At 37.5% G+C, this 17941-nt stretch carries 10 protein-coding genes; 8 read left to right on the top strand and 2 right to left on the bottom strand.

The window, feature by feature from the left end; genetic code table 11:
- Positions 1–8 precede the first annotated feature (8 nt).
- The 6 genes from ACKU4N_RS01805 to ACKU4N_RS01780 all read left to right on the top strand — a co-directional run bounded on the left by ACKU4N_RS01805 (position 9) and on the right by ACKU4N_RS01780 (position 14749).
- A complete protein-coding gene (locus tag ACKU4N_RS01805; protein ID WP_321319885.1) occupies positions 9–3326 on the top strand; it encodes a golvesin C-terminal-like domain-containing protein in 3318 nt (1105 codons plus the stop codon).
- Positions 3327–3347: 21 nt separating this feature from the next.
- On the top strand, positions 3348–4850 hold the full coding sequence (locus tag ACKU4N_RS01800) for a TolC family protein (RefSeq protein WP_321319884.1): 1503 nt from the start codon (positions 3348–3350) through the stop codon (positions 4848–4850).
- 41 nt (positions 4851–4891) lie between these two features.
- Positions 4892–5941: an efflux RND transporter periplasmic adaptor subunit gene (locus ACKU4N_RS01795; RefSeq protein WP_321319883.1), complete on the top strand. Its 1050-nt coding sequence runs from the start codon at positions 4892–4894 to the stop codon at positions 5939–5941.
- 74 nt (positions 5942–6015) lie between these two features.
- Positions 6016–9150, top strand: coding sequence for an efflux RND transporter permease subunit (locus ACKU4N_RS01790; protein WP_321319882.1), 3135 nt, complete (start codon positions 6016–6018; stop codon positions 9148–9150).
- Between the two features lie 73 nt (positions 9151–9223).
- Positions 9224–13951 carry an efflux RND transporter permease subunit gene (locus ACKU4N_RS01785; protein WP_321319881.1) on the top strand — a complete coding sequence of 1576 codons (4728 nt, stop codon included), beginning with the start codon at positions 9224–9226 and terminating at the stop codon, positions 13949–13951.
- A gap of 96 nt (positions 13952–14047) precedes the next feature.
- The gene (locus ACKU4N_RS01780; RefSeq protein WP_321319880.1) at positions 14048–14749 is read left to right on the top strand and encodes a hypothetical protein; all 702 of its coding nucleotides are present in this window, start codon (positions 14048–14050) and stop codon (positions 14747–14749) included.
- A gap of 93 nt (positions 14750–14842) precedes the next feature.
- On the opposite strand, the gene ACKU4N_RS01775 is transcribed toward ACKU4N_RS01780, so the two are convergent.
- Both ACKU4N_RS01775 and ACKU4N_RS01770 read right to left on the bottom strand, forming a co-directional pair.
- Positions 14843–15205, bottom strand: coding sequence for a rhodanese-like domain-containing protein (locus ACKU4N_RS01775; protein ID WP_321319879.1), 363 nt, complete (start codon positions 15203–15205; stop codon positions 14843–14845).
- A 249-nt stretch (positions 15206–15454) separates the two neighbouring features.
- On the bottom strand, positions 15455–16216 hold the full coding sequence (locus tag ACKU4N_RS01770; protein ID WP_321319878.1) for a Mut7-C RNAse domain-containing protein: 762 nt from the start codon (positions 16214–16216) through the stop codon (positions 15455–15457).
- A gap of 460 nt (positions 16217–16676) precedes the next feature.
- Here ACKU4N_RS01770 and ACKU4N_RS01765 point away from each other — a divergent pair, with 460 nt between their 5' ends.
- Both ACKU4N_RS01765 and ACKU4N_RS01760 read left to right on the top strand, forming a co-directional pair.
- The gene (locus ACKU4N_RS01765) at positions 16677–17000 is read left to right on the top strand and encodes a hypothetical protein (RefSeq protein ID WP_321319877.1); all 324 of its coding nucleotides are present in this window, start codon (positions 16677–16679) and stop codon (positions 16998–17000) included.
- 29 nt (positions 17001–17029) lie between these two features.
- Positions 17030–17608 (top strand): hypothetical protein, encoded by a 579-nt coding sequence (locus ACKU4N_RS01760; RefSeq protein WP_321319876.1) that lies wholly within the window; start codon positions 17030–17032, stop codon positions 17606–17608.
- The last annotated feature ends 333 nt before the right edge of the window (positions 17609–17941 follow it).

Here is a 17941-nt window from a genome sequence, read left to right as displayed (position 1 = left end):
AATTAAAAATGATCTCTCTCAACACCATACGCACTGTAGCCAAGTACGAAACCAGAACTCTTCTTCGATCTTGGTTTTTTAGAATCTTTGCCGGACTCTCCGTCCTGTTTATTGGAATTTTTAATGTTGTAGCATTTGTAGAAAATAGTGGAGCACCTTGGATCTACCGCGCACTCCCTGCCGCAATACCTTATGCCAATCTGATCATTCTAAATTTGGGTCAGGCAATTGTAGACAGTAAAAACGATACCGTAGAAGTAATCTATGCGCGATCGATGACCAACAGTGAATATATTCTAGGAAAAACCCTCGGAATTATAAGCGTTTTCGTCATCCTCAATTTCATTATTTTATTAATGGGAATAGGATTCTCTTTTTTAAGTAACGATTCTTCACAAAGTGCATGGGTAGTATTTTACTATCCACTTTTAATATCAATACCTACCCTCGTTTACATTCTCGGTCTGGCGTTCTTTTTAATGATCATTTTAAAAAACCAAGCCATTACTTTCATCATTCTGTTAGGATACATTGCTCTAAGTATCTTCTACTTAAATACCAAATTCTATCATCTGTTCGATTACATTGCCTACCAGGTGCCAATGATGAATTCGACCATTGGTGGATTTGGAAATTTAAAAGAAGTAGCTATTCACCGGGGAATTTATTTTTTCCTGGGAATCGGCTTTATCCTCTTTACCATATCCAAATTAAATCGCTTGCCTCAATCGAAAAGATTGGTTTCCCTTCCTATATATTTGGCTTTATTCAGTTTTCTGATTGGGGGATTATTAACTAAGAAATACATCGATATTAACATCAGCAATCAGGAGTTTAAAAACGAAATGATTGCTCTGAACAACAAATATATTGCATTCCCTAAGCCTGAAGTTACCACGTGCGATATAAATTTTACTCACACAGGTGAAGAAATCGCTGTAAAAGTCAAACTTGAAATTCGTAATCATTCCGGTTCAAATTTGGACACGCTTCTTTTTAGTTTAAATCCTGATTTGAAAGTAAGCTCTGTTCTTCAGAATGGTAAGAATCTGAATTTTACAAGACAAACTCATCTGCTGAAAATTGTTCCGGGCCAACATTTGCTAAAAAATGAAAGCACAAAATTAGATGTTATTTACAGCGGATCGATAGATGAACGAACTCATTTTTTGGATTTAAATCCTGAATTAACCAAAGACAATTTTACAGCAGAAATGTTTCGCATTCGAAAGCGATTCTCTTACCTGAAAGATGATTTTGTATGTCTCACCAGTGATGCTTTATGGTATCCTATTGCAGGAGTTGGATATGCCTCCAATAATCCAGCATTGCATTCTCCCGATTTCACAAATTTTACTTTAAAAGTTAAAACATCGAATAATCTGATTCCCGTTTCGCAGGGAGAGGTAACAAAAATTGAAGATGGTGTTTTTGCATTTCATCCGGAATCAGCCTTACCCAAAATCAGTCTGCTGATTGGTAATTATCTTCAACACAGCATTCAAGTTGATTCCGTTGAATATTCAATTTACAACATTAGGGGAAATGAATTTTTCCTGAAGCATTTTGATGTGATACAAGATAGTTTGCCATCACTAATCAGAGAATTAAAAAATGAGTACGAAACCCAGATAGATTTAGAATATCCGTTCAAACGATTTGCATTGGCTGAAGTACCAATCCAATTTGCATTGGATAAACACATTTGGTCGATAAGCAGTGATGCTGTGCAGCCCGAAATCATTTTTTATCCTGAAAAGGGAGTTGTGATGGAAGAAACTGATTTTAAAAAGCGAAAGAACCGATTCGAAAAAAGAATGAAGCGGGATAATGAAGAAGTCTCGGACGAAGAACTGCAGACTCGCATTTTTAAAAGGTTTGTACGTGCAAATTTTATGCCTCCTGCAACAGAATGGTATCAGTTCGATAATGTTGATAGAAATACCTATTCTCCTTTCCCCAACTATTATGGCTACTCAACCCAGATGTATTCGCAGGAATTTCCGGTTCTGAATATTGCGTTGGGAGTTTATCTGAAAGAAAAAAATGCCGGTTCTCAATCACAAAACCGTTGGCAATTTGATGGAATCAGTAAAGAAGAGCGCATTAATCTTGAACTAAAGAAAGCATCATTAACAGAGATCACAAAATCAGGCATTAAAGCATCCAAAGAAGAGAATGAACAGATCTACCTAAATGATATTTTTAGAGTAAAGGGCATTCATCTCTTCTCTATTTTTAAAGCCAAATACGGGGAAGACAAATTCAATTCCCTGCTAAAAAATTATATCGCAGAAAACCAACATCGGAAATTTAGCTTTACCAGTTTTGATAGTCTGCTTATCGCGAACAACGGCGAATCAATTCAAGCCGATGTGAAAAACTGGTATACAACGAACAAATTACCAGGCTTTTTAATTAAAGATCTGCAAACCTACAAGGTGAAAGAAGGCGATCACATTAAATACCAGATTCGATACAAAATCTCCAACCCCGAATCAGTAGATGGAATTATTTCAGTTAGTATCGAATTAAATGATCAAAACCGAAGACGAAACCGAAGAAACCCGGGGGAAGACAAACCGGCTTTTACAAAAACAATTCTTGTACCGGCGAATTCAGCTCTCGAAGTGGGATTTGTATTCCCTTCGCAACCAGGCAGAATGAATGTATCAACACATATCTCAGAGAATCTTCCCAATAGTTTAGTTTATGATTTCAGTTCGTTTGACGAGACTAAAAAAGGCAGTTTCTTTAATGATATAAGAGCCTGCGAAGCCTTTGACGGGATTTTAGCCACGAATGAATTTGTAGTTGATAACGAGGATAAAGGCTTTGAATATGTACAGGTCTCGAACAAAAGTTATTTAAAACAATGGATGGACGACAAACGAATTACTGAACATGAATATTCAAGACTGCGCACATGGAATCCTCCTAATGAATGGAAAAATGTTTTACGTTCCGGCTTTTTCGGAAAATATGTAAGATCTGCATTCTTCACAAAATCCGGACAAGGTGAACGTTCGGCAATTTGGACTGCTGAACTGAAAAATAGTGCTCAATACGATGTTTACTGTCATATCGAGAAAATTGAACAATGGGGAAGACGAAGAGGACAACAGAAAAAAACGGATTATAATTTTAAAGTATATCATGAATCAGGAGTTGAAGAAATCAATAAAAGTGATCAGGAACTGGAAAACGGTTGGAATTATCTGGGCACTTTCTTTATCACACCTGAAAATGCAAAAGTAGAACTGAACAACAAATCGGCGGGCTCTTTTCTCTTTGCAGATGCAATTAAATGGGTTGAAAACAAATAAAATATACTAATTATATAAGGCATGATCACAACTATACCACAACAAAAATTGTTACGAATATTTATCTGTGCCGGAGCAATTCTATTCAGTTCTTTCTACTCGCAGGCACAGAAGAATATCACTCTGGATGAGGCTCTGCTCATAGCCTTTGAAAATAGTCCGGACATTAAAAAATCGAGAATAAACATGCAGCAAAACAAAGAACAGCTGAATGCCCAGCTGGCCTCTTTACGCTCTCGTTTTTCTTTTGATGTTACTCCTTTATCGTACGACAAAACAGAATCGTACAATGAATATTTTTCCACCTGGAATACTTCTGAAAATAAAAAAGCAAGTGGAACATTTACCGTTTCTCAGCCAATTAAATTAACTGATGGTAGATTGTCCCTGCAAAATGAGTTTGGCTATCAGGACAATTACTCTGAAGCCAGCAGTTCAAATTATGCGGGATACAACAACTCGCTTTACTTGCAATACGATCAGCCACTGTTCACTTTTAATAAAACCAAAATGGATTTGACCCGAAACGAGTTAAATCTTGAAAATGCAACTTTGGCCTACTCCATACAATTACTAAATATGGAAAGACGTGTAAACCAGGCATTCTATTCCATATATCAGAAACAAATGGCTTTGAAAATCTCGGAAGAAGAATTTGAAAACCAGAAAGTAAGTAAAGAAATCATTGAAAGTAAAGTGGAAGGTGGCTTGTCTGCGAAAGAAGAACTTTACCAGGCTGAATTAAACTATGCAACCAGTAAATCGAGTCTCGATAATAATCGTGTTGAATTGGAAAATGCCAAAGATGAATTTAAATTTCTGCTGGGAATTTCCCTATACGATGACGTATCTGTAAATACAGATATCCAATACGTTCCTGTAATTGTAAATCTTGAGAAAGCCATTGAAAACGGATTAACACAAAGGTTGGAATTAACACAAAAAGAAATAGACCTAAACAATGCCAAATTTGATTTGATTCAAACCTCAGCAACCAACGAATTTAAAGGAAATGTGAGTCTTTCGATTGGAATCATGGGAAACAATGAAAATCTGGCCGATGTTTACGACAAACCCACCAAAAGTCCGCGGGTTGGAATCACTTTTTCTGTTCCAATATTTGATTGGGGAGAAAGAAAAGCACGAATCAGAGCGGCCGAATTGGAAATAGAAAGCCGCGAAATAGATAAAAACAGCCTGCGTGACGACATCACCATCAACATTCGGAAAATATATAGGAATCTTCAAAATTTGATTCAACAGATCGAAATCTCGAAGCAAAACCAAAGAAATGCCGAACTGACTTATGATATTAATTTAGAGAGATACCGAAACGGTGATTTAACCAGTATTGATTTAGAACGCTTTCAAAATCAGTTATCCGAAAAGAAAATGAACCTGGCTAACTCTTTAATCAATTATAAATTGGAGTTATTGAATTTAAAAATACAATCACTTTGGGATTTTGAAAACGACAGATCCTTTGTACCACAAGAATTGCAGGAAAATTTGATCATTGAATAAATACAAACTCAATCATGATATACCATACTAAGTCCATAAATATGAAACGAACCGCATTTTTTATTTTAAGCATTGTACTATTTTCTGCTTGTAACGATCGGGAAACTGATCTGAACAAAGACATCGCAGTTCAGGTATCCGTCCAGGAAATTACATCCAGGAGCATTGAAAAATTCATTAGCACAACAGGAACCGTGAATCCTATAAAAACGGTTGCAATAAAAAGTGAAGTAGCCGGAAAATACCACTTGCAGATCAATCCAGCAACCGGCCGCCAATTTGCCTTGGGCGATTTCGTTAAGGAGGGAACCAACGTTATTCTTTTGGAAGATAAAGAATACGAGAACAACATTAAAATCAAGTCTTTGGAACTTCGTTTGGAGATATCTCAGCAAGTATCCGAAAAGCAGCAATCCTTATATGAAAAAGGCGGCGTTACCCTTTCGGAAGTAAAAAATGCTGAAATCGACCTGATCAATGCCAAATATTCTTACGAAGACGCCATATTTCGATTAGCTAAATTAAAGGTGAAGGCTCCATTTTCAGGAATCATTACCAACCTAAACTACTATACCGACAATACACGGGTTGAAGCCTCATCGGACATGCTAAGTATCATGGATTACAGCAAACTGCATATGGAAATTAATTTGGCCGAAAAAAACATGACTTCGATCAAAAAAGGACAACCGGTAAACATTATCAACTATACGATTCCCGGTGATACACTAAACGGAGTTCTGGCTCAATTATCGCCGGCTATCGATTCTGAAACCAGATCTTTTAAAGCGGTTATTAATATTGACAACTCTAAACTTTTGCTGCGCCCCGGCATGTTTGCGAAAGCTGAAATTGTAGTTGCAAGAGCCGACTCGACCATTGTGATTCCGAAAGATGTGATTCTGAACAAACAAAAAGGGAACACTGTTTTTGTTGTAAACAAAGGCTTGGCAGAAGAGCGTGTGATTGAATTTGGATTGGAAAATCCTAACGAAGTACAGGTAATTTCCGGATTAGAGAAAAAAGACCGACTGGTAGTAAAAGGCTTTGAAACTCTTCGGAACCGATCAAAAATAAAGGTGGTAAAATAATCGATCTACAAATTTTAATTCACATCCAATACCTGATGGCAAGCTATGCCATTCAATTATAAATTGCTTTCAAAATGAAGAAAATAACTCAATTTTCGGTCAATTATCCGGTAACAGTTTCCATGATTGTTATGGGAATATTGCTTTTGGGATACGTGTCCCTTGGCAAATTAAATGTTGACCTGTTTCCGGAAATGAATGCACCCCGCATATTTGTGGAAATTAAAGCCGGCGAGCGTCCTCCGGAAGAAATCGAAAAGCAATTTATAGAAAGCATTGAAGCACAATCCATTCGACAAAAAGGCGTAAGTCAGGTTTCGTCGGTTTGTATGGTTGGTTCGGCTCGGGTAACCGTGGAATATTCCTGGGGGAGTGATATGGATGAAGCTTTTTTGGAATTACAAAAAGCATTAACAGCCTACAGTCAGGATGCCGAAATTGATGAATTTACCATTACACAACACGATCCCAATGCATCACCCATTCTAATTATCGGAATGCTTCATCCGGAAATTAAAGACATGGATGAGCTGCGAAAAGTGGGTGAAAATTACATCCGTAACGAATTGATTCGTTTGGAAGGAATCGCTGAGGTAGAATTGACCGGAACACAGGAAAAGGAAGTGCGCATCGAAACCAGCCAATACCTTTTGGATGCCCACAAAATAACCATCGATCAGATTGTACAGAAAATAAAAAGTCTGAACCAAAATGTTTCAGGTGGAAGCATTGTTGAGATGGGAACCAAGTACATTATTAAAGGTGCCGGTTTAATCCGAAACATTCAGGAAATCGAAAATATAATTGTCGGAACCAAACAATCCTCGGCCTCATCGTCTGCTCCTGTAAATACTGGCACTCAGGTTTTAGTGAAAGACAAAGTCCCAATTCTTTTAAAAGACGTAGCTAAAGTAAGTTTTGTGGCAAAAAAAGCACAAAATATTGTCCGTATCAATGGCCAAAGATGTATCGGTTTGTCTATTTACAAAGAAACGGGATCGAATACAGTTCAGGCAGTTGAAGATTTCGAAAAAACAATGGTTTCTATCCGTAAAGCCTTGCCTGGATATCAGTTTATCGTGGTTCAAAACCAAGGTCAGTTCATTCAAAAAGCAATTGATGAAGTAGAAGAAACCGCTTTAATTGGCGTCCTCATCGCCATTTTGGTTCTTTTTGTCTTTTTGCGAAGAATAAAGGTGACCGCAATTGTAAGTTTTGCAATTCCTGTCTCCATCATCGCCACCTTTAATCTAATGTATTTTAATGGATTAAGTTTGAATGTAATGACACTGGGCGGTTTGGCATTAGGAGCCGGAATGTTGGTCGACAATGCCATTGTAGTAATCGAAAATATCTTTCGGAAAATGGAGCTTGGGCTCTCGGTGAAAGATGCCGCCATAGAAGGAACTTCGGAAGTTGGAGGTGCAATTGTAGCTTCTACTCTTACCACAATTGTTGTGTTTCTTCCTATTGTGTATATGCACGGAGCATCCGGCGCACTTTTTAAAGATCAGGCCTGGACGGTTGCTTTTTCGCTGATAGCCTCTCTTTTTGTTGCAATTTTAATGATTCCCATGTTGTTTCATTATGCCTACAAGGGAAAAGGAAAAAATGTAAAATTCAAATCGGTTAAAATAGGCTGGTACGGAACTTTACTGGCCAATTTACTAAACAAACGAAGCCTGGTAATTGGATCCGCAAGTTTATTAATTGTACTGACAGGACTTATTTTGCCCTATGTTGGAAATGAATACTTACCCAAAAGCGGAGTCGGCGAATTCAGTCTGGATATTCAATTGAAAGAAGGAACTCAACTGGAAAGAACCTCTCAAACAGTTGAAGCCATCGAATCCATGCTGAAACAATCTATGGGAGATTATTTCGAAACTGTATACACTCAAATTGGTCCGGGAAGCAGTTCTGCTGCCGACAAAGCCGTATTTCAAAATGAAAATACCGCCAGCATAAAAATTCGTTTAAAAAGCGAATACACTGCTCAATCGGAAGCAATACTCGAAAACGTAAGTCAATTGGTTGGTGATATTCCCGATGCGGAAATATCCATTATCCATGATGAAACAGCTTTACAATCGACCATTGGAACAGAAAGCGCTCCCATTGAAGTTGAAGTGAAAGGCAAGGAAATGAAAGTTCTGGAACAGCTTTCTGCCGAAATTAAGGAACTTCTGACTGAAGTTCCCGATTTGACAAATATAACAACCAATATTGAAGAAGGAGCTCCGGAAGTAAATGTCGTGATTGATCGCTACAAGGCAGGTCTGTTTAATTTAAGTACAGAAGGTATTGCCAGTCAGCTGCAAGATATTTTGATGGGGAAAAATGCAGGCAAATTCGAACAAGGTGGAGAAATGAATGACATTACCATTCAGATGCCTGAAACGAGTCTGTCCGAATTAAATACGCTTCTGCTAAAAAGCGGAGATCAGGAAATACCACTCTATGAAGTAGCGCACATCGAAAAATCCTCTTCTCCGAAACAAATGTTAAGAAGAAATCAGACAAGAATTGGAAAGATCAATGCCGATATTCGCGGAGAAGTTGCTTTCGATCAGGTAGTCGATAAAATAAACACCAAACTCGCAACTATTGAATTACCGCAGGGCTATCAGGTAAATCTGATTGGCGAAGAGCAGAAACGCCAGGAAGCACTTTCCAATTTAAGCTTTGCTTTGATCCTTTCAATCATATTGGTATATATGGTTCTGGCTTCTCAATTCGAATCACTCATTCACCCTTTCACCATTCTGCTCACGATTCCATTGGCTGGAGTTGGTGCCATTTGGGCATTTTTCCTTTTGGGCATGCCTATGAACATCATGGCCTACATCGGTATTATTATGCTTGGAGGAATAGCGGTGAACGATTCTATTATTCTGGTTGATGCCATTAATCAATTTAAAGAGCAGGGAAATTCCTTACGTGATTCGATAATTATGGCCGGTGAAAACAGAATTCGCCCAATTGTAATGACCAGTATCACAACCATCTTAGCCCTACTTCCACTAACCATTGGATTTGGTGAAAGTGCCGCTTTACGGGCGCCAATGGCAATAGCTGTAATTGCAGGTTTGATCACCTCAACCCTGCTAACACTGGTCGTTATTCCTTGTGTGTACTATATTTTCGATAGTATGCAAAGCTATTTTTCAAAATCCGAAAATAGAACATCAAACAATACAGTGAAATAAACAGATTTAAATAATAATCTGACAGAACATCAATAAACAGGAACAAGCTAACAGCTAATTAAGCTTAGATTATATGAACTTCATTATAAAAAGAAAGGTTTTAATAGCAATGCTCTTCACCGGACTTAGCATGTTGGGATTTTTTTCCTACAAACAATTGCCGGTTGAACTGATTCCAAATGCACAGCTTCCTATGTTGTTTGTAGAGGTAGGAACTACTATAGAAGTAGATCCCCGCTATATGGAAAGTGAAGCAATCATTCCTCTGGAAGGAATTGCAGGAGGAATGGAAGGCGTTGAAAAGATTGTCTCTACTGCCGGACAGCAACGAGGAAGTATTGAAATTTCATTCGAACAGGGAACCAATCTTAAATATGCTTATTTAAAACTTGCTGAAAAAGTAGAAGAAAAGAAAAAAGATCTTCCAAAAGAGTTCAGGGTTCAGGTATTTAAATTCGATATGGAACAACTCAACAACATGTTCATGAATATTCAGGTTCGTGGAAGTGGAGGTGTTGACCGGGTTCGGCAAATTACTGAGAATGAAATCGTCGATAAAATTAAAAATATCGATGGCATAGCCAATGTGGCTCTTTTTGGCGGGCGCGAAAAATCCATTGATATTCTGCTAAGAGATGATGTTTGCAAGAGTTATGGCATCAGTCCGTCGGATGTTCGTTCCGTTCTAAGCAAGAACAGCAACATGCGAAGTTTTGCCGGGAAAGTGATTGAAAATAACAAAATGCACTTTGTGAATATTGTCTCCGAATTTACTGATATCTCAGAATTAAACGAGCTTGTTGTTAAAGAAGCAGGCACAGACAATATAAAACTGAAAGATATCGCAAGCATTCGTTTTGGAGTAAAGGAAGAAACCTCATACAGCCGTGTAAACGGAAAAGAAGCAGTAACCCTTCAGTTAACCCGCGATTCTCAATCGAACATCATTGAACTGGCCGACAATGTAATTGCGAAAATTGAAGAAATCAATCAGGAACTGGCAAGCAAAGATATTGCTGTGGTGGTGCAAACCAACACTGCCGAAACCATGAAAACCAATATCGATTTAATTATTGAACTGGCATTAATTGGAGGCCTTCTGGCAATTTTCGTTCTCTGGATATTCCTGAAAAACCTTCGTTTGGTCACCGCAATTGCACTGGCAATACCCATTTCGGTTTACACAGCGTTCAATTTTTTCTATGCTTACGATATCAGCATCAACACACTCACCCTTTTGGGGATGGCACTTGCCATTGGGATGCTTCTCGATAACAGCATTGTGGTGCTCGAAAATATTTACCGTCTGGCCGCCCAAAAGAAAGATCCGGACACGGCAGTTATTCAGGGAACCAAAGAAGTATGGCGATCCATTTTTGCTGCCACACTAACAACAATCACCGTATTCCTGCCTTTTCTGTTTACATCCAATTTCTTTATCGGATTATTGGGCAAGCACATTGGTGTTTCCATCATCTCTACCTTGCTGGTATCGCTCGTTGTTGCCCTGCTTTTAATTCCCATGATTACCCACACTTTTCTGAAACGAAAAAATGCCGCCCGTGCCGTTAATTTCCAAAACATTTCGCTCCACAACCGATTGGTGCAGATTTATCTGGTAACGCTGAAATCGTGTATGCGGTATCCGGGAAGAACTATTCTTGGCGCCTTAGGACTGTTTTTTGTCACCTTACTGATTAGTTTGGGGCTAAGCATGATTTCGACAGAAGAAACTGAAACGAAAGATTTGAATCTTTATGTAACACTTCCCGGCGGAACCACTCTCGAAAACACCGATTTATTCATTCGGGAAGTAGAGCAAAAACTTGATTCTGTTCAGGAGAAAAAAGACATCACCAGTCAGGTTTATGAAGAAGAAGCTGTTTTAACAATCACATTAATTGACGATTATCGCGAGAAGCAAAACCTTTCCATTCCCGGCATTAAGAAAAATATTCTGGAACGTTTGGATGATTTGCCACGTGCATCTTTCAGCTGGGATCCTCCGGCTACAGGTCGTCGTTTTGGCGGTGGCGGAGGTTTTGGCGGCGACAATCCATTTATGGAAATGTTGGGCATGGGCAGTCAAAAAGAAAAACTGATTATTAAAGGTCAGGATTTTAATAAGATGCTCGACGTATCGGAAGATTTGGAATACTACCTAAATCAATTGACTTCCATTAAAAATATATCGGTTCGAATTCCTGCCAAACGTCCCGAAATGGTCATGGAATTAGACAAACAAATCATGGCAGTATACGATATTCCTGTTACATCGGTATTGTCGGAATTAAATTCCTTTCAGAAAGAATTTTCGAGTGGTGTAAAGTTCAAACAAGGCACCGAAGAGTACGATATTATTATTAAAACACTTGGTGACAATACCGAGCAGCAAACAAGAGATGCAAAAGATCTGCGTAAGCTTACCGTAAGAGGTACACAAGGCGCTGAATTCGAATTGCAAAACATCAGCAATCTAAATTTCACCGACGGATTATCAACGATCAAAAGAACGAATCAGGAAAAACAACTCGAAGTTGAATATCAGTTTATTGATGAAGTGAACGATGAGAAAGACCTCTTAACTGCATCGAGGGTAGAAGTTGATGAACTGGTTGAACGAATGAATATTCCATCAGGAATAGCACTGGAAATTGTTCATGAAGAAGACAATCTGGCTGAATTTGGCTTTCTGTTTCTGATGGCCATCATTCTGATATTTATGATTCTGGCATCGGTTTTTGAATCGTTCACCATGCCTATTGTTATGATGTTTTCCATTCCTATGGCTGCAATCGGATCGCTGATTGCCTTGATCCTTACCGGAACCTCTCTAATGAACGCCAATGTATTTACCGGACTAATTATTCTTCTGGGGATCGTTGTAAACAACGGAATCATCATGATCGATTATTCAAACGTATTGCAGAAACGCGGCTACAGAGAATCCAGAGCTCTTATTATGGCCGGCCTGGCACGTATCCGCCCTATCCTGATCACAGCTATCACTACCATTATTGCCTTAATGCCACTTGCTCTTGGTCGTGCCGAATATGTAACAACTATTGGAGTTCCTTTCGCCATAACCGTAATTGGCGGGCTAAGCCTCAGTACAATTCTTACCTTGGTTTTTATTCCAACACTATATGCCGGATTGCGAACCAGCTTAAACTGGATACAAAATCAGCCTGTTTGGGTAAAAACTATTCAAATTGCTATTTGGATGATAGGAACCTACTTCATTTACATGGAAGTAGACAGCAAAATTTGGCAGATCATCACATTCCTGATTTTGCTGTTATCGGTACCGGCATGCATCTATTTTATTCAGGCCAGCTTAAGAAAAGCCAACGAAAAGCTAATTGCTCCTGATGACGCTTTACACATCGAAATTAGAAATTTGGTAAAAATTTACGAATGGGATGGTCGGTTTATCAGGGAATGGAAATCGGGACTTAAAATTAGAGAGCGATTGGGTTTAAAGGAATCCTATTCATCTATCCGAGATTTTGTGACCTTAATCTGGCAATTGCCTTTGCTTGCTTTCCTGTTCTTTTTCATTTACATCCATCTCGAAAACAAATACTGGTTACTTGGCTTGTCCATACTATTCCAAATTCTGATTTTGAATTTTATGGCTCCCGTTATGGAATACCGTAATCATCTAAAAAAAGAAAGCAGTAAAAAATGGATGCCCCGATTTATTTATGCACTGCATAAAATCATATACTGGTTGTTCCCGGTACCTGTGTTCGTATATTTTTATCAGCAATACGAACTAATCGGACTCATTGCTCCTTTGGCCTTTTTCTGGTATTTGGCTTTACTGATCAAAGTGTCTTCTGATAAAATTTATCATGAAAAAATAAACATCAACCGGGTGAAAGGCCGATTTAGCAGCATCCGCAAATTCTTCTACCGATTTGTTTTAATCATCCCAATAATCGGGAAAAAGAAAGTTCCGTTTAAAGCCGTTAAAAGTGTTTCCTTTGATATTAAAAACGGGATGTTCGGATTGCTGGGACCCAATGGTGCCGGCAAATCAACCCTGATGAGAATTATTTGCGGAATTCTGGAACAAAGTTACGGGCAAATAACCATTAACGGCATAGATGTTCGCGAAAAGCGTGAAGAACTGCAGGGATTAATCGGTTATCTTCCTCAGGAATTCGGCATGTACGAAAACATGAGCGCATGGGATTTCCTGAACTACATGGGAATTCTGAAAAAACTAACTAACAATACCGAACGAATGGAACGTGTGGAATATGTTCTTAAAGCTGTTCATATGATCGATCAGAAAGACAATAAGATCGGTTCCTTTTCGGGAGGCATGAAACAACGAATCGGCATTGCTCAGATTCTTCTTCACCTACCAAGAATTTTGGTGGTTGATGAGCCTACAGCCGGACTTGATCCACGCGAGCGAATTCGATTCAGAAACTTGTTGGTAGAACTAAGTCAGGACAGAATCGTGATTTTCTCAACCCACATTATCGAAGATGTAGCCAGTTCGTGTAACCGGGTTGCTGTGATGAAAAAAGGAGAACTAAAATACTTGGGTGAACCGATTCACATGGCAGGCATCGCCGACAAAAAAGTGTGGATGCTGACGGTATCAACCGAAGAGTTTGAAGATTTAAAAACCAAACATGTTATTATTCATCACATGCGCGACAAAGATCAGATTCGGGTTCGCTGTTTGGCCGATGAAAATCCGGGTTACGGAGCTGTAAATACAAAAGCAAATTTAGAAGATGCTTATTTGTGTTTGCTGAACGAAAAGGAAGAAAGGGATTAACCCAAAAGGGAAATGAAGGAATAAATAAAAAAGATTTAACCACGAAGATCACAAAGAAAATAGAAGGTGCACTTTACGGTAAAAAACAATAATCATATGAAAGAAAAACTGATACTCACAGCCAATTTTATTCGCTACAACATCAAGATTATATTTGCGAATAAATTTATCTATTTTCTGATTGCAGCTTTCGCCTTTTTCCTGATGGTAACCGGTATCATGTTGTTTACTGATTCGAGTCCCGATGAAGCAGATATTTATGGAAGTTTGATATTTCCGGGAATCCTGATCTTATTCTACCCTGTTATCTACAACATACAAAGCGATAAAGATACCCGAATGCTCGAAATCCTATTTGGAATACCCAATTACAGATATAAAGTGTACTTGATACGTTTTGCACTTAGCGTATTACTTTTGCTCTTAATGATGTGTTTGATGTCGTGGATAACGGTATTTGCAATTATCCGTATATCCGTTTTTTATATGGTTTACCAACTGATGTATTGTCTGCTGTTCTTAGCCAGTCTGGCATTTCTGCTGGCCACTCTACTCAAAAATGCGAGTGGAGCTGCGGTTGTTATGGTAATTATCGGCCTCGTCTTTTTAATCCTTGCAGAACCTCTCGGATCAAGCAAATGGAATATTTTCCTAAACCCATTTAATGTTCCTGGAGATATGAGTTACAGCATATGGCAAAACGTGCTTTCTCAAAACCGAATGATGCTGGTAATTGGTTCGGTCATATCAATTTTATGGAGTTTAATTAACATGCAAAAGCGGGAACGATTTGTATAGGATACCCACAAAGGTAAACTACGGAATTCACTAAGAACAAAAAAAAACTCAATAACCTAAATTATTGAGCCTTTTCTATTTTATATCTGCAAACTATTCAATATCAGTAAGTTGACTGACTTTCTGTTTCAGCTCTTTATTCCAACTGTTCAATCCGCCTTTTAAATGCGAAGCTCTGTGATAGCCCAATTTATGCAGGTAATTTCTTACTTGCTTGCTTCTAAACCCTACATGACAAAAAATCACCATGTCCTTATCCTTTGGCAAAAGAGGAAGCTTATCGGGTATTTGATTTACGGGAATGTGCATGGCATTTTTAATCCCATCTTTCGCCAATTCATGAGGCTCACGAACATCAATCAGCAAAATATCATTTCGCTTCTCCATCTCGTTCATTAACTCAGTAGCTGTGTAACTTGTTTTAGGGCCGTTATCGTTATTTTTAAAAAAGAACATATGCTTAAATTTTAAATTAAATGTTTATCGTGTCGATGAAATATCAATTTAGATATTATCAACATTAGGTCTAACAAATATAAAAAAATAAGCCACTATCAATCATCTTAAAATCAAAATATGATAAAGCAGAGACTTAAAGTTTGTTAAAAACATGATTTAAGCTTAATTCACAATTCATTTTTAAATAAAACATAACTCCTCCATTCACTTCACAAATGGGCTTACGTTAGACAATAAGTCTTTGTTCTATTCTTTCACCAGTTCCCTGATAAAGCCTTCCATCCTCTTAAAATGCGATCCTTTCCAGTAAATTTTGTCACAATTTGGGCAGTGGTAGAATTGATTGAATATTCGGGCAATATCAGGCCCAATTCGACCAATGATTGACGCTTTATCAATGGTCTTTAGTTTTTCGTTGCAACTCATGCAGCGGGTAAAGGATTCAAACTGCTTGTACAAGTCGAACTTTCGAACCACCTCTTTCAGTTGTTCATGTTTTGTAATTGCACGCACAAAATAGCCATGTGTAATTTTAATCGATTTTAACAACAACTTATCGCGGGTAAGAATAACTCTCCCCTCTTTGGCTGCAATCTCAATAATCTCCTCATCGCCTATCTGATTTTGATAGAATGAATCGAAGCCTAACATGCGCAAGTATTTGGCCAACTTACCCAAATGGCAATCCAAAATAAATTTAGTGTCCCGCAAGGGTTTCTCCCTCAAGTTTGTTACTGAAGTAATATCCAGACTCTCAAATTTGGGATAAACAGCAATCCGGTCATTCTCTTTTAGTTTGTGATTCATTTGTACCGAAATGCCATTTACCAAAACAAGATCAACTTCCGAAAAAGGAATTCCCAGCGAAACCAATACATCATTAAGAGTGATAGGAGTTTTGAAGTATTCCACAAAAGACTTTTGCTTCCTGTGTTCAGGAAGGAAATCATTCAACTCTGCATAAAAGCGAAAAATGAAGCATTTCTTGGTATTATTCTCTAAAGTCATGGCTCATGAATCTTCTTACCAATTTACAAAAGAATGAGGATTTTAAAGTGAAATATCTATGATGTTAGAATCCCTATCCGTGAACTTCACAAATGAAACTAATTATCTCTCACATTTACTCTTTAGCAGGCTTTCGCATTTTCATAACTAAGATCCGCCGTAGCTTATCACTCTCGTTTTTCCAGCCATATCAGAAATTGCAGGACTCTCGATTAAGGTACTTGCAGAATAGTATCTTTATAAATAATAATTTACTGTTTGAGAAACAGTGTCGTATTATGAATAAAAAGAACCCCAACGGGCTTTTGAACTGCACCCCAAATGTTGTGTCTAACTTTTGGGGTGCAGTTCAGATTATCAATGTGACTTTCTTGTATTTTACTTTTCTTAATTTTATTTACTTTTTAAAAATACGATCTACATGTTTGCACTATAATTTTGAAATTAAAAATGACTTAGCATGAGAAAAAGAGTATTCTATTGTATCATTTGTATTTTGATATTGTTAGGCTGTCAATCCTATCAAAAAAGAGTTCTTATTCCTTTAAATTTAAATGGTGTCGTTGAAAGTACTTGGATAGATTACAATAATCATGCGACCAGAGTAATCATAGTTCAGGGGAGTGATAGTTTGAAAGAGTTCTATGTAATACGGGAGGAAAATATATCTTTCTATGAGAAGATACAAAAAGGTGATTCCATTTTCAAGGATGCCAATTCGTTGAAATTTTATCTGCTCAGGAATGGGAAGAAAATGAAATATGTCTTTAACAAATATCCATAATAAATCTGCAACAAGTTATTTTCCATAGGATGAAAAAGAAAAAATTCATTAAGCCAGACAATCTGGGAAAAACAGAGAAGAAAATAGTCTATGTTTTTTTATTTATTATGTTGCTCATAGGATATTTTTTTGTCGATTACATAGTTTCAACAAAAAAAGAAAAAAACTTTCTATTAGCAACAGATTCGAAAATTGTTACATGTCAGGTTACAAGACATTGGCATACTCATTTATCAGGAAATATTTTTGAATATACTGTCTCAGGTAAGTCATACAAAACTCATAACCAAAATACAATCAGATTTAAAAAAGGTGAATATTTCAAAGGAATATATGCAAAGAGTAAACCTGAAATCATACAAATAGATTTGACCTCTCCTATTCTTTCAGATACTAAGTACTTCAAAGAGACTTTGGGGAAAATTCAAAAAACAGATGCCAACTCTGAACCTAATAGTGTTTTGTTTACCTATCAATTCTTAGGTGAAAATTACAAAAGAGAATTGTACGTTGAAAATGCAAATATCTACGCTAAAGGGAAAAGCTATCCTATTCTGGTAAATGAAAAGAATCCTATGATCTCCTATTTAAAAAGAGAAATTGAATAGATTCCCTGTACTATTTAGATTATTATTTTCTTCTAAAATATCTAATACAAGAGCAAAATTAATAAAGCGTCAGGTGTGAAAAACAAAACGCTTAACTTTCAGCAAGCTAAGCGTTTTTATAGAGGTCTCTGGCGGACTCGAAAATACCTAATTTAATGTTTTCACAAACCATTATTTACCAACAATAAAACACCTCAAACCTAACAATTACAACACTTACAGAACACCACCCAGATTAATGTAAATAAATCAAAATAAGATTCAATTAAGAAAAACCGGCAACAAAACCGGCAACACAATATAAATACCTTATATTTACAAAGTCTAATAAAT

Source organism: Labilibaculum sp. (genome assembly GCF_963664555.1).
GTDB lineage: Bacteria > Bacteroidota > Bacteroidia > Bacteroidales > Marinifilaceae > Labilibaculum.
Note: the sequence above shows the minus strand (reverse complement) of the source record. Positions and strands in the feature narration are given on the sequence as shown.